The organism is Sphingobacterium faecale (assembly GCF_016746095.1).
GTDB lineage: Bacteria > Bacteroidota > Bacteroidia > Sphingobacteriales > Sphingobacteriaceae > Sphingobacterium > Sphingobacterium faecale.
In genome coordinates this window covers 60,697-80,165 of sequence record NZ_JAERTY010000006.1, presented here as the reverse complement: position 1 = coordinate 80,165, position 19,469 = coordinate 60,697, and the positions used below count along the sequence as shown (strand labels likewise).

At 41.5% G+C, this 19,469-nt stretch carries 13 protein-coding genes; all 13 read right to left on the bottom strand.

Annotated features, from left to right (window positions below; genetic code table 11):
* Positions 1 to 30: 30 nt before the first annotated feature.
* Positions 31 to 624, bottom strand: coding sequence for an RNA polymerase sigma-70 factor (locus JKG61_RS12100; protein WP_202103252.1), 594 nt, complete (start codon positions 622 to 624; stop codon positions 31 to 33).
* Positions 625 to 773: 149 nt separating this feature from the next.
* Positions 774 to 1,409 carry a Pr6Pr family membrane protein gene (locus JKG61_RS12095; protein ID WP_202103251.1) on the bottom strand — a complete coding sequence of 212 codons (636 nt, stop codon included), beginning with the start codon at positions 1,407 to 1,409 and terminating at the stop codon, positions 774 to 776.
* Positions 1,410 to 1,515: 106 nt separating this feature from the next.
* Positions 1,516 to 3,057, bottom strand: a complete 1,542-nt coding sequence (locus JKG61_RS12090; RefSeq protein WP_202103250.1) for a PKD-like family lipoprotein — start codon at positions 3,055 to 3,057, stop codon at positions 1,516 to 1,518.
* A gap of 31 nt (positions 3,058 to 3,088) precedes the next feature.
* Positions 3,089 to 3,862, bottom strand: a complete 774-nt coding sequence (locus JKG61_RS12085) for a DUF4843 domain-containing protein (RefSeq protein WP_202103249.1) — start codon at positions 3,860 to 3,862, stop codon at positions 3,089 to 3,091.
* 5 nt (positions 3,863 to 3,867) lie between these two features.
* Positions 3,868 to 5,304, bottom strand: coding sequence for a RagB/SusD family nutrient uptake outer membrane protein (locus JKG61_RS12080; protein WP_202103248.1), 1,437 nt, complete (start codon positions 5,302 to 5,304; stop codon positions 3,868 to 3,870).
* Between the two features lie 4 nt (positions 5,305 to 5,308).
* Positions 5,309 to 8,638, bottom strand: a complete 3,330-nt coding sequence (locus tag JKG61_RS12075; RefSeq protein WP_202103247.1) for a SusC/RagA family TonB-linked outer membrane protein — start codon at positions 8,636 to 8,638, stop codon at positions 5,309 to 5,311.
* A 178-nt stretch (positions 8,639 to 8,816) separates the two neighbouring features.
* On the bottom strand, positions 8,817 to 9,965 hold the full coding sequence (locus JKG61_RS12070) for a FecR family protein (RefSeq protein WP_202103246.1): 1,149 nt from the start codon (positions 9,963 to 9,965) through the stop codon (positions 8,817 to 8,819).
* A gap of 89 nt (positions 9,966 to 10,054) precedes the next feature.
* Complete coding sequence (locus tag JKG61_RS12065) at positions 10,055 to 10,639, bottom strand: RNA polymerase sigma factor (RefSeq protein ID WP_202103245.1); 585 nt, start codon at positions 10,637 to 10,639, stop codon at positions 10,055 to 10,057.
* A 140-nt stretch (positions 10,640 to 10,779) separates the two neighbouring features.
* Positions 10,780 to 12,120 (bottom strand): TlpA family protein disulfide reductase, encoded by a 1,341-nt coding sequence (locus tag JKG61_RS12060; protein ID WP_202103244.1) that lies wholly within the window; start codon positions 12,118 to 12,120, stop codon positions 10,780 to 10,782.
* A 12-nt stretch (positions 12,121 to 12,132) separates the two neighbouring features.
* Positions 12,133 to 13,713: a PKD-like family lipoprotein gene (locus JKG61_RS12055; RefSeq protein WP_202103243.1), complete on the bottom strand. Its 1,581-nt coding sequence runs from the start codon at positions 13,711 to 13,713 to the stop codon at positions 12,133 to 12,135.
* A gap of 9 nt (positions 13,714 to 13,722) precedes the next feature.
* The gene (locus tag JKG61_RS12050) at positions 13,723 to 14,529 is read right to left on the bottom strand and encodes a DUF4843 domain-containing protein (protein ID WP_202103242.1); all 807 of its coding nucleotides are present in this window, start codon (positions 14,527 to 14,529) and stop codon (positions 13,723 to 13,725) included.
* Between the two features lie 11 nt (positions 14,530 to 14,540).
* Complete coding sequence (locus JKG61_RS12045; protein WP_202103241.1) at positions 14,541 to 15,962, bottom strand: RagB/SusD family nutrient uptake outer membrane protein; 1,422 nt, start codon at positions 15,960 to 15,962, stop codon at positions 14,541 to 14,543.
* Between the two features lie 9 nt (positions 15,963 to 15,971).
* Positions 15,972 to 19,457, bottom strand: a complete 3,486-nt coding sequence (locus JKG61_RS12040) for a SusC/RagA family TonB-linked outer membrane protein (protein ID WP_202103240.1) — start codon at positions 19,455 to 19,457, stop codon at positions 15,972 to 15,974.
* Between the last annotated feature and the right edge of the window lie 12 nt (positions 19,458 to 19,469).

Here is a 19,469-nt window from a genome sequence, read left to right as displayed (position 1 = left end):
CTGCTAGGGTACCCCCTTTTTAAAAAAAAACTAAAAATTGATAATAATCCAGATCCACAGCGCGTTCAGATTCATTCTTTTGATGACTTCATCCTCTCGAAAGACTTTTAATGCACGCATCATATGTTTCTTTACGGTATTACGGGAAATTCCTAATTCCTCTCCGACTTCGTCGTAAGACATATTTTCAAATCTACACTTTTTAAAAACCAGCTTTGTTTGTTCCGGCAATCTATCTAACACCTCGGTTATATACTTCTCGTACTCCCGATCGATTACATAATACTCCACATCCGATTCCGAAGGATATATATATCCCTCTAATATTTTTTCTCTTGCCTTTAGATCAACAGAAGCACGCCTCAACAGATTAATTGCATTATTTTTTGCAGTAAGAAAAAGAAAGCCGCGGATATTCTCAAAATTGACCATCTGAGAACGCTGCTCCCATAAACGAATAAATGCATCCTGTACGACATCATAAGCTAGTTCAGGGTTTTTCACATATTGGAGAACGTATCGAAATAGTTTTTCTTTGTAACAGTTATAGACTGTTTCAAAACGGGCCTCACTACCTGCTTGAAATGCAGCTAAATCCTCTTCATCTAAATCAAAACAGTCCATATCATTTGCCTTGTAAGTATTTTTCAATAATTAGGTGTCGTCATACGAAGCTCTAAAAACTTCTAAATGACAAAAGAAGTAAAAAATATGTCGACTAATGTAAAAACTATCTAACAAAAATCAAATTTTGACAGACGTCCTCCCCCACATTATACATTTTTTCTTTTCCTAGAAAACCGTTTACCCAACCAGATCAACAGCATCCCTAGCAATAAAAACACCAGCGCAATAATCCCACAATTCACCAATACCATTGTTATACCCAATGCATTCACATCTACAAACGGGTAGGGATAGAACCCCGTAATAGCGCCATGAGCCAACGTATACAACAGGTAGATGAGCGGATAGATGAGCCACCCCAGTATATACTTCCATCTCAACATCTCCTTTTCTGGACTACGCCACCAATAGAACAATACTAGCAATGGTATCACGGAGTGGAGCAATTCGTCCGTAAATCGAGCAAAGCCTTGTGGTTGCCACAAGAACCGTAAAGCTACATTATACACAAGACCGACGATAAGAATATAAAGTGTGATCGCTGTCAGTGTCGAGCTCTTCCCAAAAAATACACCAACGCACTTTTGGGGAAACATCCACAGACAGGTCGTACTTATGGCCACCATCAAATTGGTCTGTATCGTAAAATAACTGAAAAACCGAATCGTGCTTACAACCGGAGACACTGAAGCGCTATTAATACCAACACAAAACTGAGCGACAATGGCAAACCAAGCCGTAACGACAATTATTGCAGCAAGATTTCTTTGAGATAAAGTCATGACATCTATTATGTTATTATCCTAAGGTAAATATTTTTATACATAAAGGGTGCTACCATACGGCAGCACCCTTTATCGAAATCTATAAATACATCAAAACACAATTCTAAGGTATAGGCTTATAGGTATCTGCACTTACATCTCCATCGATATACATCACATCACGAGGGCTTCCTTCTCCCTCTAATGTCATTTCAGGCATAGCCTTCAAATCCCCAGCGACCTTTTCAAACAGCATTACTTTATAGCTCCCCCCCTGTTTCACACCAATAGCAACATAGTTAAATGGAGTAACAGATCCTGAGTGTCTCAAATGCTTTATAAAAGTTACTTCGCCACCGCCGGACACCGTATATTGAAGCTGCTCAAAGCTATTCGCCAAGTTTCGGCTATACACATTCCCATCCGTTGCGACAAAATACATCATCTCTTCATCTCCAAACAGTAGCGTATGCAATTTCCCATCAAATAGCTTTTCTGTTGGCTGAATTACTTTTCTAGTGATTTTCATCGTCACAAAATTAGGTTCCAACCTAGCGACTACACGACGGCTGGGATTGCTCTTATCTTCAAAAATTGCATATCCAATGATCTCATACCTATACTCTGGTGCCCCCAAATAAACCTGGTTTTTTAGCCCCATATAGTGTAACTTCTGGTTATTCTGCTCTACATCCATTTGAGATCCCTTACCTACCTGCACCTTGGTAAACATGGTTCCTGATGCGTCGGGCAGCGTCACAAATGTGCTACTCGCTGTATCAAAGAAATAACTGTACTGTCCTGGCAAGTAAAAAGGTGAGAGTGTATAATCCGAGTTTTTACTATCAAACATGACATTCGTTCCAAACATCCCCTTACTGACGTTCATCATATTTATACCGTACAATCGTCCATTATTAATAAGAAACTCGGACATTGAACCATAAAAAACAGCATCTCCACGGAAGTCATGGCTTGGGCTTCCCAAAAAGAATGTTTCCTTCGTGTTTATCACCTTCAATGTATTCAGGTACACCGCCTGGATATCACCTGTTGTATTGACAAACAATGTGGGCGTATTCGATGGTTTTGGCTTTTCGATGGTAGATTTGTAGTTATGGACAAAACTCAGCTTCCCCGCCTTTCCCTCAAGCTTTCGCCCATTGACTGCACTATAGATATCAGAACTCATCCATTCTACATTACGAAACTTCGAGGCATAGAAAAAATCAAGATCACTATTCTGTTCATCATCTTTCAGCACATACCAGCCTGTTGTAAATTTTGTATTCACTCTGATATTGGCCTGACTTAACTTAGCTAAGCCTGTTTTCTTATTTTTGGCAATATGTACCAATATCCAATTCCCAGCGATCAATTTGACACGGTACTCTAATACTCTAGACCGGCCAATCGTGTCTAAGGTTCCTGACACAAGTGGATCGAAAACACCCCAAACGTATTCAAAGTCAGCATCAGGCAAGGTCGAATGAGCCATAGCGTCAATCCGAAGTGTATCATGCTCGGATATAACATTGTAACGTTGCTCTAACCCTTCAACACTGATGCTTTCTGCCTCTTTATAGTCATAACTATTACCATCCTTATGACAAGAGCTGACCAGTACAACGATCATTGCTAACAACAACCCAAGTATATTTTTCATTTTCATAATTTATTCATTAGTTACGTTACACTTATCTTGGAAAAACAATAAGTTGTCTATTTTCATCACGCAGCGGTCCAGTTGTACTTTCGTTATTGTACTTTATCAATGCCGCATTAAGAACAGCCTTATAATACATCATCAAATCGGTCTGTGGTACAGCCTCAACAATCATCTGTTCATCCCACCGCTGTTGTGTCACCTTAATCATAAAACGATGCTTTTCGGCACTGTAATCACCAAGATAATACCGAGACACATTCGCTGTCCAGCCATCGGGTTTACTCAATTGATCCGTATACGACACCTCTCGCCAAAGCTTTTCTTTTTCGCCTAAGACAAACTCTTCATTCGCTTGTAGCTTAAACTTTAAAACCACCGTATTTTTCTTCAACGACTCGTCTCTTAGTAATACAACAGGGAGCTGCGTGTGCACGGTATTCGCTTTAATCACGCAGAGCGCTCCCCCCTCTTTATCGAAGGATTGATAATGGACCCCTGGAACCGCATTCTCCACATCAGGAACAGCCTCTTGTTCTATTTTAAAAAAACGATCCTTATTTTTCTTACCACCCAGTGCATATACATCAAAGTATACCGTATCCTGTAATTTATCGTCGGGTTCATAGACAAATGTATACGCCTTAATCCGGTTGCGAAGCTGCCGGTCACTGTTATACAGATCTGCCGGTGCAGGACCAAACTGTATAATATTAATATCTTCAAAGGTATTATAAGGAGCCTGTTTGCAGGACCAGAACGATACCGTCATACATGCAAAAAGCAAATATTTTATTATTTTCATAGCTCTTAATTTATAGTCTCTATCTTAGGTAGAGGCAGTACATAATTGATGGTCGCAGTAGCAGGTAAAAACAAAAAACTTGGTCTTTGTACGTTTTTGCGTTTATAAGTATAGAAAGTCTGCCCTTCCGCATAAAACTCCTTACGATACTCTTTTACAATTTCTACATCCAATGCTTCAGGGTTAGCGGGGGCTGACAAGTCTAGGTTCCGCGCTTTTCTAAAAGAAGCGAAATACTCGAGCCGCTCTCCAAACGGAGCCGCCTCTGCAGCGATAAGATACAGTTCACTAATACGAATCATCGGTATTTGTTTATAGTCCCGTCCTCCGGAAGTCTGAGAATTAGGCTTTGCCGAATATTTTTTGATAATATTCCCCTTCTTTCCATCTGCCAGGACTACATTTTGCCACAAGGAGGCTTCTCTGATATCTTTCCCCGTATTCCCATAGAGCAGTTCTTTTAATTTATTCCATTCCTCTTCTTTTTTCAAAACCAGACTGGCATAGTTTGCATCATACCTTTTTTCCAAATCATGGTCATACAAACCAAATAAATGCTCGCCGACCAACGTAAAGTTTTCTTTTGCAAAGTCTGCGGCAACTCCTAATTTGAATTTGACAGATCCATCCTTATTTTTAGATTCAAGTACTTCCTTCGCTGCTACATAAGCCTTTTCTTTATCTCCATACCAAAGATGTATCCGTGCTTTCAGTCCCTTAGTAGCGTAATAGTTCATACGCAGATAGCGATGAGCAAAATAAGAATCTTTTACTGGGGCGGTCCCAAGACGCATATCCTCGATGGAGAGTTCTTGAATCGGATCGACTCGACCAAGTAATGTTGCTGCCTCATCAATATCACTGATCAACAAACTTTTATACTGTTCGTAAGACATCTTCTCGTGCAGCATAGTGGTAAATTTCGTAACGTAAGCCAGTTGACTTCCCTCTGTTGGGTTATGAGGCGCTGGACCAAACAACCGCATCAGATCAAAATGCAAGTAGGCCCTTAGTGCTAAAGCCTCTCCCTTGACCAGTTCATAAAGCCCAGCTGTTTTAAACACATTTTTTCTACTGTCAATCTGGCCCAACATCGCATTAACACTAGCGATCATCGCATATTGCTTTAGAAAAATCTCATCCAACATCGTCGCCACCTGTTCATTTTTATAGTCAAAATAGCCCAAGCGTCCTTCCGCGGATAGACTTGCTGCATCCCAACTAGACACTAGGTGTTCTATCGTTGTTTGCGTCAATCGTCCACCATAGACCGTCTCTTCTTTCATCTGCACATAGACACCTGTCAACGCATCTTTGAAACCCTCTTCATCCTCAAAAAATGTCTCCAACTCGATCTGGGTTTTTGGACTGACATTTAAATAATCATTGCAAGATGTAAGCAATAGCCCACCCAACAACAGCATACTATATATATTTTTCATCTTTTTAAAAAGTTACGTTAAAGCCTAAGGAGTATTGTCTTGCAAAAGGATAACTTGTTCCTCGCTCTCTTCTTATGGTGGACAAGTACAACGGTTCAGACATATTGGCTGTTACGCTCAGCATATTTAGCCTCATAGCACGCATCCATGCTTTCCCACGTACATCATATTGAAGATGTATATTCGATATGGCCAGCAGACTTTCATTCTGCACAAAACGAGAAGACTTATATGTCGGTGTATTCACCAGTAAACCCTTAAAGGCCGCAACATCTCCTGGTTCTTTCCAACGATCGTCAAATACACGTTGATCGACATTATACTTATAGTCCGTCACTTCCACCTTATCAGCCAGCGTACTGTTATACTGCTGAGCTCCGAATGAGTACCTAAAAGCCGTATTCAAGGTTATATCCTTGTATCTTATCAACGTACTAAAGTTTCCAAACAACGTAGGCTCCGTAGATCCCATCGCCACCACATCACGGCCACTCCAGGTCAACGTAGGTTCGCCATCGATTCCCCGAAACACTTCCATACCCGTACTTGGATCAATTCCCATGGATGGCACTACCCATATAGTTTTACTGGAGTATCCTTCTTCATACACGTTACCTATGATATCCCCTCTCGCTTTAGTCGTCGCCTGTGCTTTTTTCAATTCTTCTGAAGTCTCCAGTACTTTATTCTTATTCCTTACAAGACCACCTGTTATAGACCAGAAAAAGGACTGCGGATTATTCAACAGAACCACTGTTGCCGAACTCTCTACTCCCTTATTTCCTACGCGTCCGACATTTTCCGTATAACTTGTAAAACCATTTGAAGCAGGAAGGTTCAGTGTGGATATCAAACCTTCTGTTGTCTCTTCATACACATCTAGTTTTAGTTTCAGCTTCCTGTCCAAAAATTCTGCATCGAATCCAATATTCTTTTTAAAAGTCTGTTGCCATTTCAATTGTTCATTTCCTAATCCCAAGAGAAAAGCTCCATTCCAATTGTAGTACCGGTCCCCTGTATAGTATTTGTATGAAGTCATAGCTTGATAAGGGTCAAAATTCTGCGATCCCGCTATCCCTAAAGATCCTCTCATTTTTAAATGATTAATAACTTCATTGTTTTTTAAGAACTTCTCTTCATGCACATTCCACCCTAGGCCAAATGACCAAAAAGGAGCATAACGATTTTTAGAACCAAACTGAGAGGCTCCATCCTTTCTATACACCATATCTGCGAAATAACGGTTATCGTAGATATAATTGACGTTAGTTGTAAAACCTATTGCTCTATTTATCTTATCATTACCTGTTGGCGTACTCCCTTTCGCATACTGCAACCCCATGCTCAGAAAATCAAGCTTAGGGTTCGAGAATCCCTCCACTAAAAAATTGTACCTATAGTTTTCACTATGCCGCAGATTGAAATCAACCCCTCCAAAAATGGTATGTTTTTTATGGAATGTCTTATTGAAAGAAAGGTTAACGCCAGCATCATATCCAAACTGATTGGAGGTTGACAGTCTATAATCACCTTTTCTAAATACGTTATCTAAACTATAATTAGCAAAGGCAGTATGCTCTGCTGGTCTAAAGCGGTCAGATTGCCCCATAGCTTTAACCAATCCCAGCTGTGTTCGCAGAATAAGACCTTTCACTATCGTCCATTCTATAGATGTATTATTTAGAATATCGTTGGACGAAGTCCTATCATATGTTTTTAGGGTCGCATTATACAATGGATTTGCAGGTAAAGGATTCCAATAGAAGCCATAAGAAGATGCATCACCAGAATCTCCTAAAAATAAATTGAGCTGTCCGTCTTCGTTATAAGGCGCCCAATATGGATTTTGCTTACTATAATTATCAAAAGTTCCATAAGGGGACTGTGCGTATTTTCCTGCTTTAAATTTCGTGTCGTTACGAAATCTTATATTTTGATAATTATAGGTAATGGTGACCCCTCCATTGAATGTGTTCCGGTCGGAGCCTCTCATCACTCCCGCTATCTTATTATATTGTGCCGAAGCAGCATATCTAAACCGGCTATCTCCCCCTTCTACCCTTAGATTGTGCCTTTGTCCGTGCCCCGTCCTCAATGGAATAGACAGCCAGTCCGTTTCTACGCCCCTATTGATCTCACTTAGGATATAATTATAGTATTGCTTTAAACTAAAATCTTTATCCGGATTACGGTCGCTGTAATAACCTACAAGTCGCTCCAGTTCCAATTTTTCCCGGGCTTTGAGAAGTGTGTATCCGGATAAATCTGGGTTCTCAAAATTTATCATCCCTCCATAGCTGACTCTCAATTTACCAGCAGTAGGCACCTTCGTTGTTATTACTACAACCCCATTTGCACCTCTAGATCCATATATTGCCGTTGCTGTCGCATCTTTCAATATTGTGATGGATTCGACATCATTTTCATTGATATCCAACAATGTAGCCAAGTTAGATTCAAAACCATCCAAAATGACCAAAGGCGTATTCAATTCAGCATGCGATTCATTCTTCAGATCCTTGATATTCGGAATACTGGAGTTACCGCGTATTTGAATCTCAGGCATTCGGTTCGGATCCGAGCCATACAGATTACTTTCTATAATATTAAAAGACGGGTCGATATTCCTCAAAGATGTGATCAGATTTCGCGTCCCAAAGAGCTGTAGCTCCTTCGCCGTCACCGTAGTCGAAGCCCCGGTAAAGCTCTTATCTACCTTCTTAAATATACCGGTAGATATCACAACTTCGTCCAGCTCGCCTTCCTCCAGCACCATGCGTACGACATGACGATCCTCTTTTGGATTCAGAAGTTGTACTTTAGGAGTATACCCTAAAAAACTAAACACGATCTCTTGGTTAGATGCTGCTGCGGGCAGTACAAATTCGCCTTGCCTATTCGTCTGTGCTAAATTGGCACCTGTTGATCTCAAGCGAATAGAAACCCCAGCCAACGGCTTACCAGATTCATCCATCACGACCCCCTTTACCAGATCCTGCCGCTCGTCTACAGCGGCTCTATCCACTTTACGAATCGTGACGACCTGATTATCCAATGTAAAAGCAAAACCTTGTCCAAGTAAACAGCTATTCAACACATCCGTCAGATTTCGATCGGACGCTTGAATGGTTATCGGTCGGAGCGACTTTACCTGTTCCGCATCGTAAATAAAATCATACTTTGTCTGCTGTTGAATTTGATTCAGAACCTCCTTCAAGCTTGCATTTTTGACACGTATCGATACTTTTTGCGCATAAGTCGATGCACTTACCTGAAGCAGCATCAATAGCCACCCCGTAAAGACAAGTTTCATGATGAGAATAAATTTCTTCATGCGTGGCAAAATAATGCCCGCATTTGTGGTCAATAATTTATACATTTGAAATAATGTGGTTAAAAAAAAGTTAGTTATTGTTAGCTTCAATCAACTGATTAACACTGCATTCACGGAAGTGTTAGCGCACTTCCGTTTTTGTTAACAAGCCGACCATAATTTTGTCATTGTCAGGTCCCTATTTCACGACGATCCTCCTTCCTTTGACTTCTATTTGGACACTCGCTACGCCCTCTATTCGTTTCAATATATCCGCAAGGCTTCGGGTACGCGCCAGGCTCAACGTAATTCGTGAATGCACTTTCTTTTGAAACAGCACCTCATCAATATCATACCAGCGTGTCAGTTCATCCAAGATAACTTCAAGCGGCTGCTCAGAGAATCGGAAATATCCTTCCTTCCAGCCTGTCTCCTGGTCTACTTCCACCTGCTGAACGCGTATACCATTCTTCTCCGCTACAGTAATCGCCTGTTGCCCTGGAGCCAATACCAAGTCCTTACCCTTATGCGATATCCGGACTGTTCCTTCAGATAGTGTTGTTTTTGTTTCCAGCTCATTCTCAAAAGCCCGGATATTAAAAACAGTACCCAACACGGTGACCTTCGCTTCTTTGGCAGACACCTCGAAGGGAGACTCCTTCTGTTTAGCTACTTCAAAGTAACCTTCTCCAACAAGTTTAACCTTACGGGTACCTGCTTTATAGTTTGAAGAAACCAACAACTGCGATGATGAGTTAAGCCACACTTTTGTGCCATCAGATAAAATGACCTGATTAGACACACCCTTAGGTGTAGAGAAAGACAGAAATTCTTCCTTATGATCTGGCTGAGGCAGCACATCAAATAGATAGATACCTTCACTTACTCGCTGTACCGCGACATCTTTTGTCTCCAAACGGTCCAAAGAATCACTCACAACAAATACAGAACCATTCCCTAATTTTACAAGCGCCTTATCATCCGGCAAGGTGATATCCACAGGAGTGACTGCAACTTCGACTGCAGAGTCTGCCTTCCAAAAGTCCAATTTCAGAACAGCGACAGACAATACACCGGCGATTAAGACCGCAGCAGCATAAGGATACCACTTACGAAAGTGTGTTTTCCGATTCTCCGGAACCAATCCTGCTTCCGCTCGTATTGCGCCCCGAAGGTTCTCTTTCTCAAATGGGGCGGCCATGTCCACCACGATAGTCTCATCCACCATAGAAGACACCACTTCTTCCGGAAGATCCACCATCAGACGCCACAGCTCCTCCCGTTCGGTCACAGTTATGTCCCGTTTATAGTATTTCGGTAATAATTCTTTAAGTCGGTTAGCCTCCAAGTCAGTTGTATTTGTGATAAGAACACCACAAAATCAGTATGCTACTAGTCAATCCTGATATTTTTTATAAGAGACTACTATATAGCTATTTAAAAAAGCTTATTGATATACACAATAAGGGCTAGATACAATTCGGCATCACTATGCTGTAGTTTACGCCTCAGGTTCTTTAATGCCTGTGCCATGTGATTGCGCACCGTATGTGTCGACAGCCCCAGCCGTTCGGCAATCTCCCGGTGGGTGAGTTGTTCATTTCGACTAAGATCGATGATAATCTGTTGTTGCTTAGGCAGATCCGCGATACTCCTTTCGAGCAACAGCTCCAGTTCTTTATGGAATATATCCTGTTCGACCGATGGTGTAATCATCATGTTCTCATCGATACCATCATACGCTATACGCTGCCGTTGCATTGACCTTATTTTATTCAGACTCAAACGCTTGGATACCACATATAGAAAAACCCAAAGATTACCCTCTATATTGAGTTTGTCACGGGATCCCCAAAGCTTTACAAACACCTCCTGCACCACCTCCTCTGCCAAGAACCGATCTTGTGTCAGGTTAAAAGAGACACTGTACACGCCATGACTCAGCGTATCATACACCTGTTCAAAGGCCCTTAGGCTACCTTCTTGAAGCTTCCGTATTGTCTCTTTTTCAACCAAATGCATATCACATACATCTTATTATAGTGGGCTAAGTTAGAAAAAAAGAAGAGATTTACCTATAAAACAATAGTACGCCCTACAAAAAGAGGACTGCTCTTTCAAGCAGCCCTCTGCACAAACTAAACACTATTTGTACTGATTTTCTATTTTTTCAACCACTCTTCCAAGAGTGTCTTCAACTTCGGATCAGATGGCCTAGGGCCGTCTGCCGTGATCAAATTACCCTCCTTGTCTATCAAGATATAACGAGGAATACTAGTTACTTTGTATGCTTTAGAAAGACCATTATCCGGCCCTGCGTGCAACTGTATCCCCTTCAGCTTTTTCTCCTTGACATACGCTTCCCATTTGGGTTTGTCTTTGTCTGTTGAAACACCTACAAAGGCCACCTCTTTGTCTTTGAACAAGTCATTCAGTTGTTCCCAATACGGCTCTTCTCCACGACAAGGGCCACACCAAGTCGCCCACATATCTACCAACACCACCTTTCCTTTCATATCCTCGAGTGCGATATCGCTCCCTTCCAGATCTGGAAAAATAAACTTAAATGCAGGTACTCCTACCTTAGTTTCCACCAGCTTAGCCCCTACTGCAGCCACACGCTCTTTTTGTTCTACCAATGTAAAATAGTTTTCGTAGCGCTCATACATTGTCAGAAAATCACTGTACGAACGGGCTCCTTCCAAACGATTCAATACAAACTGTCCTTTCAATATATTTGAGGGGATAGCTTCCACTTGCTTCTCGAAAGGTGGTTTGCTTGCTAAATCCACTTTTTGGTATACCAGAATGCTCATAAAACGATCGCCATACGGCAGTAGTAGCAATTCATCGGTCAGATAGGCGTCTATATCCAGTCGTTTATAATAATCACTCATTTCCTCTTTGGCAGGGTGTGTCGATCGAGGCATGTAGAGATAAGAAATGGCATAATAAGCGAAATCAAAATCCACCAAAGTCCGAAAAAAAGCATCAAATTTCGAATTTCCGGTTTTAGCAGACTTTCCGATTTTGACAACCTCATTTTTAAAAGCCTCTACTTCGGGAAAGAAGTCCACATACGTACTCATTCCCCCTAGGTTTGTTCCTTTCTCTTTAAAGTTGGCAACCTGCTTATCCCATGCGTATAAAGTCTTATTCTCTTTCGTATTCTTGCCTGTTAACTCGTATCCCCCCTTAGTCAATCTAAAGTTTAAGGACTCTCCCCCTTTTAGATAAAAACGGTTCAATCCCTGCTGCCCTTGTGTAGAGCCTGTCCCCACGAGATACAAGCCCTCATATTCAGGAATAAAGCGAAAAGCAAAATCGCCCTGACTATTCGGCATAGCAGTTGCGATTTCAACCAATCGGCCATTATACACCTTAAACAAACTAATTTCTTTCAACGGTGTGACCTCAGTCACACCGTTGATATTCGCTGCTCTTTGGGCAGATAGCTTTGTGATCCCCAGTAGCAAGACCGCAATGATATACAGATACTTCATTCTTTTTTTCTTTTACCAGCCTAAAGGCGCCTCTGCTTCCGTAACATCAGCCACTTTTCCAAAACCATCAAAAGACAGTAAGCTCTTGAACGCTCCATTAAATTGCGGCGCTTCCCACACATCCACTTTACCCGAGGCCTGCGGTTGTGTTGGATCAAACGTAGCAACCACCAAGCCCAATGTTAAAGGAAGAAACCGTTTACCATAGGTTTTTTCATTTTTAACGTTAGCAACCGTGCTATAATTAATAAACGTACTGCGCAAATATTTGAATGTCGAGATCTGCCTGTTACCATAATCCTTCATCAGCGTTGTTTTCTTCTCACTCGGATCATATTGATATATTTTGCCTCCAACCACATACTGCAGGTAACCATATCGAGGATCGACCTCGAAGGAAGTCGCTTTTGCAATATCCGGTATTCCAGTAATATCATCTAAAAATCGAGCAGCAAAAGTCAGGTTATTTGTCATTCGGGCTAGAAAGAACTTATTTTCCTTCTTCAGTACTGCATAAGCCTGCCCTCCAAATGCTACTGTCTGATTCATCCATACCAGATCCATCCCTACATCATTCGGGTTGAATGCTGAACTATTCGCGTTATAGCTCAGTGGAGAAGTTGATATTTGCGACATATCGGAATTTCTTATGAAACGTTTATTAACCATGTCATACATCAAACAAGCCATATCAAATCCTTCAACAGTCGCAATCAAAGGAGATACCTTTATATATTTCCCATCGGAGAGTCTATTTACAGGCGTTCCTACATTCCACTGGAACATCGAATTTTTAATGTATACATCATTTCCTTTCACGACATAACCGTCCGAGGAACCTGTAGGCCTTATCGCATCTATCGTCTCAAACAAAGGCGGGTTGGCTGTTTCAAATTTAAAAGCGTACTGCTCACTCCATACAAAGCCATCCGTCAGATTAATCTTCTCTGTGCGTTGATCCGTGCCGATATATACCAAATATTTAGCCTGCTTGCCGGTTGCTTCGGTCTGATTGTTCCAGGTAGTAATAAATTTAGGCCTGCCTGGCAAGCCGATCGGATTACCAGCAGCATCTCTTATATTCTCCTGAAAATTCCGATGTGCCTTAGGATAAGTACCTGTAGCATGGTCGTACTCAAAGAAGTCAATTCTAGCTTTTCCATTATCTTCTGCCAAAATCATCCAGCCACCGTTATATCCAGATGTAATCTGCAGTTTAAACTTTTTAGTCCAGCTGATTTCGCTCTCCTTCTCCTTTATCGTGTAGTATATGGTATAGCTCCCAATATCCAGTGTCACTTTTTGATCTAATGTATTTTCTTCACCGATAATCACCGGAGGGAGGTTCATACCGATTTTATAAGCAGCCCACCTATAAGTGTAGTCATCGGTATTTATCTGTTTGCCCGACGCCAGTAACAACTTAGGGTGAATCTGAAGCGTGGATGCGGCCTTCGTGGTATAGGTCTCTTCGATATCTGCAATAAAAACACTATCGATTGTCGTGTATTCATAATTGCCCAAATCCTTCTTACAGCTACCAAATACAAACAGCCACATAAGAAGTGCACTATATTTTATAAATGTTTTCATTCGTCTTTTTTAATTGGCGTTAGGCCCCATCTTTATTTCCTTTTTATTCTCATCCAAGTGGATTCGTCCTTCAGATTCTTCTTTTCCCAACCAGAACTTCATGTACGACGCCCAATAAGACAATTTTGCTACCGTAAAGTACTTGTCAATTGCATACTGAGGATCTGTAAAATGTTCAAGTTTTTCGTCAAACAGCTCAATAATTAAGGATAACTTTGCGAAGGAATAATCCCCCAGATACCCTTCAACCAATGTTTTACTAGCAATCCATACATAGGGTTTATCAAACATATCATCAGCTACCACACGGAACTTAAGTACCGGTGTTTTCTTTTGCATATTGTTTTTCCACCGATACGCTATATTTGTATTGAAATTCTCATTAGGAACGAGTTCAAATACAGTAGACAACTGCTGCGTTTTCATTTCTTTTGCTTTCAGAACTTTAAGTTTTATTAGTCCTGTATTCTTCCCTGCAGGAATTATCAGCCGCTCATTCAAAATCTGGTAATGCTTATCCTTTTCTAAACTCGCATTTGGACTTATTTCCAGCCTAAACTCGCGGTCCACATCGTGCAGCGGTCCAGTCACAGAGACGGATACACTTTCTTCCGTAGTATTTACTTCCTCTGGTTTAAATCCGAATTTTACAGCAAGACTATCCAAAGGCACGGTATTGGCGCCCGTTGCATACGGTTCTGTAAAATAAATTGAAGCCCCATTTTCACTTTCGCTAAACATCTCCAAGCTCTGCTCTTTACAGCCACACAGCAGTGAAAAAAGGATTACTATATAAAAAAATCTTATTGTAGTCATGATATCATCCATTATCGGTTAGCTAGTTCTTCTTCAGGAATAGGTACCACCCATGCAGAGCTTGGAATTGTACCGTTATTGTTAGTTGGCAAAGCAGATAGTATACTGGTTATTTTCTTTCGTTTGTAGTAATACCACAACTGCCCCTCTCCATAAAACTCTTTACGGTACTCCTTCATAACCTCATTTTGTAAATTAGTAACTGATGTCAGAGCACCGAGACCTCGGGCATTCAACACCTTGTTCAAATAAGCCAAACCATTAGCTGGCACAGGATCAGTCTCTGCGAGTATATAATACATTTCACTCAGACGGATAATAGGGATTAGATTGCGCTGAGGTTGTGACCCTATTCCTTTATCGGCGATGTCCGCATATTTAAAAAACACCTCATACCCTACAATCCCGGGTGGATCTCTCCACAAATAGGTATAGCGGTAATCCGCAGTCTTCTCTTCAAACACTTTTTTAATAAACTGTTTTGAGCCACCCGCCAATATATTATCTCCCTGTTCATAATAGAAGTAATCATTATAGTTGTTGTACAGGTCATTTGAATAAGCTGCAAAAAGCAGTTCCGTATGGAATATACGGTCTGGATTTTTAAGCTCTGCCGTTATTTTAGTGCCTTTAATCCAAGGGAATAATTCGGATTGGTCCACAACCTCCTTCGCTACTTTATAGGCTCCTGCATTATCTTTTCTATACAATAAAACCCTAGCTTTTGTTGCCAATACCGCATAATAATTGAATCGATGATTATTCTGCTCTTTATACCCTACAGCCTTAGCAGGATCGTCTTTCATTAAGATCAACGCCTCATTAAGATCATTAATAACCATACCCATGACTACATTTGCTGGAGAGAATGGCTGCACCTCTACTTTTGTTGCCTTATAATACGGAATAGCGTTCACAGTCGAATCGGCACTATCATACACAGGGCCGTAAAATCTTAGCATATCAAAATGCAAAAATGCCCGAAGCCCCAATAATTCGCCTTTCATCGTATGCAACCTATCATTCTTAAGCACTGCAGCCCCTTTGGTATCAATAGCTTCTATGAGCTTATTGATATTAGTTATAGCAACATAGGCATCTTTCCAAATACCTTCCATCAGCGGCTTTACGGCTTTCGCATCGCCATACTCATAGCGCCCTAGTGCCGCAAATCGATGCGAAACAGAACCATTGGTTTTATATAACTGAGCCAGTACATCTGGTATTGTCAATGTAAGTTTGTCTCCATACAAGTTACCAGAAGCAAGTTTTATATAGACCCCATTTAATGTTTCTTCAAATCCCTGTGCTGTCGAGAAAACCTGTTCCTCGGAAAATCGGTCCTCCGGCTGAACATTAAGCCATTTGGTGCAAGAGGCAAACACCGCACCGATCAGACACACTATGATTAATCTAATATTTTTTATTTTCATAATATTCTATTATTGAAAGTTCGCGGACAAACTGAATGATACCGTACGAGCAAATGGGTAACTGATACCCCGCTCTCTTTTAACCGTAGACAGTCTAAAAATCTCATTGACATATCCTGTAAATCTTAGATTGCTCAATCGTGCAGATTGCATCCAAGCGCGGTTACGCAATTCATATCCCACACTTGCAGATTCTAGTGAAAGTGTATTTTCCTTTTGTACAAAGCGCGAAGATGGTTGTGTCGACTGATCTATTTTTGATGTGGATTCGTCCCAATCATTCAATTGAATTTTTCTAAACTCAGCAATATCACCAACCTCTTTCCAGCGCGAGTACAACGCTCGTTTATCCTGGTTACTATTTACCATCTGATTCCAGGTAATATTTTCTACTTTATTAAAGAGTGCAGAATTGAATACCCCCTGATTCAGAATATACCTGAAATTAAGTCCCATCGTAAAACCTTTGAAAGAAAAATTACTACTCAATATTCCCTGAAATTTAGGAGCAGCATTAGCAGCGACGACCTCATCATCCCAATCATATTGGTAAGTATAGGAGCCATCTTTCTTTCTAAAAATCTCATTACCTGTAGCCGGATCTATACCCAACGAAGGCACAGCCCATATATCGTTTGGCGATCCGCCATCTCGATACTTCATCAAAGTACGACTATCACGCAGGCTCTTATTCAATGTTTCCAACACATTACCAAAGCCAGAATAGGTTTCCTTAACCGTAGATGATGTGAGCCCCAAGGTCCATACAACGCGTTCTGAAGGCCTATAAACCGGTGAATAACGCGTAATAAGTTCTACACCTTCAACCGTCAGCGCTCCTGCATTTATCGGATAATTGGACAGGGCCGTCGAAGGTGGTAAGGTGATACCGACAACAAGCGGATCCGTAACCTTACGATAGGCATTGATCTGTAATGACACCCTGTTCTTCAGCAAATTGGCATCGAGTCCGATGCTCGTCTGTCTCGTACTCTGCCACTGCAGGTCTGGGTTGCCCAGCGAAGACAGATACAATCCTTGTCCCGAATAATTATAGTCTTTATAATAATCATAAGTACTGATTGAAGTATAGCTGGCAAAACTCTGATTTCCGGTGAGGCCTATATTCGCCCGCAGACGTAATAAGTCTACCCATGTCAGTTCTTTCAAAAACTCTTCCTGATTCAAGTTCCAGCTCAGTCCCGCCGAAAAGAAAGGCGAGTACACATTATTGGTTCCGAAGGAAGTCGAGCCATCATAGGTCAGGGATAGATCGGCATTATAACGTCGATCGTACGAATAGTTAAAAGAACTCACAATAGAATTCCGACGACTGACGCTCGATGAAGCTTCCGGCCTACCGTTAGGCGCATATCCGTAGGCAAATCGCGGATTACCGTTACTATTGGTCGGAAATCCTACAGCAAAAAAACCTGCGCTGGTATTATTCAAGTCACTCACTTCAAACCGTAACACCCCATTGACCAAATGTTGACCAAATGTCTTTCCATACTGTGCTCCCACATTGGCCGTATAACCAAAAGATTCCCTATTTCTTGACCGTAATGACCCTCGTTGCAATATGGCTGTCTTATCAAAACTCAGATCCAATGGCGAAAGAAATCTCTCCGACTTTGTATTAAATTTTTTGACTTGTATAGACGACTCCAACCTTAGATCGCTATTGAGCTGATAGATCGCCTTAAAGTTATTGGTCAGATCAAAATTATTGGACCGATCAAAATTACTCAGTGTAGTGGCGTACAACGGATTATGAATATACGTTGTTTCCGTCGTTTCATATTGCTTAAGTTCTGCAAGATACCGTTCGGAAGCATCTTTTTTCTCGTAATAAGGATTCGTATTGACCCAAGTGGAGAATGCTCCATAAGGCGACTCCCTTTGCTCATAACCACTCAAATAGAGCTGATTAATAATATTAATTTTTCCTGCCCGGTAGCCAAGATTCAGACGAGCGCCCCAGTTCTTACCCCCCGAACCTTTCATCACACCGTTATAGTATTTATAATCCCCGCCTATAGAATAGGTCAGCGCATTTTCTCCCCCACTCACCATCAACGAGTGCCGTTGCGAAAAACTAGTCTGCAGCGGTTCGCTCAACCAGTACGTATTTACACCACGGGCCAATTCCTTCTGATAAAATGAATATAAGGAATCTAGCTTTTCCTGTTTTTCCCAGTTATCATTGCGATAATGCCTTGTAAACCTTCCAGAAAGACGTTCGAACTCGATTTTCTCGGTAGCATTCATCATATTGTAACCCGACAGATCTGGAAACTGTATATTCCCATCCGTCGTGTAATTGAAAATCAGTTCCCCTGCTTTAGGTCTAATCGTTTCGATAACTACCACTCCATTGGAGGCACGGGAACCGTACGCCGCAGTAGAGGCGGCATCCTTTAATAACGTCACCGAAGCGATACGGTTGATGTCCAGATCCACGATTGTCTTCAGCGAAGTCTCAAAACCATCTAATATAAATAAAGGCTGGTTTGGATCCGAGGAGAACTCGTCACGCAGTGCTTCCGTCGAAATACTAGTCTGCCCACGGAGCTCAATCGTAGGCAAGGCATTAGGATTTCCTCCCGCAAGATTATTCTCCATGATCAAAAATGAAGGATCCAATGTCTTCAACGACTGCAATACATTGGTATTGGAGACCGCCTTGAGTTCTTCACCATTAAAAGATGAAGTAGCTCCCGTAAAGGTCTCCTTCCGACGCTCCATCATTCCTGTAATGATGACCTCCTCGACCTCGTTTTCCTTACTCTTCAACGTAATACGCACCACCTTATCCGTGCCTTCCAATATCACTTCGCGTGTCTCATAGCCAAGATAAGACACCACCAATACCTCACCAGCTTCTCCACTCGGTAATACAAAGGATCCGTCCTTCTGCGTAGTCACCGCCACCGATGGTTTTGATTTCAGGCGCACGTTTACTCCCGGCATGCCCTTTCCCTGCTCATTCAAGATCTGCCCTCGGTACTGCTGTACCTGAGCAACATTTACAGACGTCTTATTTCTCCCTCCTGAAACAACCATCTTTTTGATAACGACCGTTTTATTCACGATCTCGTAATCCAATCCATACGGTGTCAATATGGATTCCAGCACTTGGTTCAAATTGGTATTGCTAAAAGACACCCCTCTTTTCTTGAAATTGGCTACATCCACATCCTTATAGAAAAAACTATATCCAGATTGCTTTTCCACCTGCTGGAATATCTGCTTAATAGATGCGTCCTTCAAATCCAATGTAATTTTTTGTGCGTGGATAGACATAGGCAACTGCAACAAGGCCGTCGACAGCAACACAACAGAAAGACGTATCTTCCAACTGCTCTTTGTTGTAGACAACTTCGTGCTATTACCTAAAAATTCTGCTTGCGCTCGTGCTTTTTTGACCGGCATTGCTGCGAGGGTCTCTTCCCGCCCCAATTCTATTGGGCGAGCTTCACTGTACTCTTGCATTAGGTTAGTTAA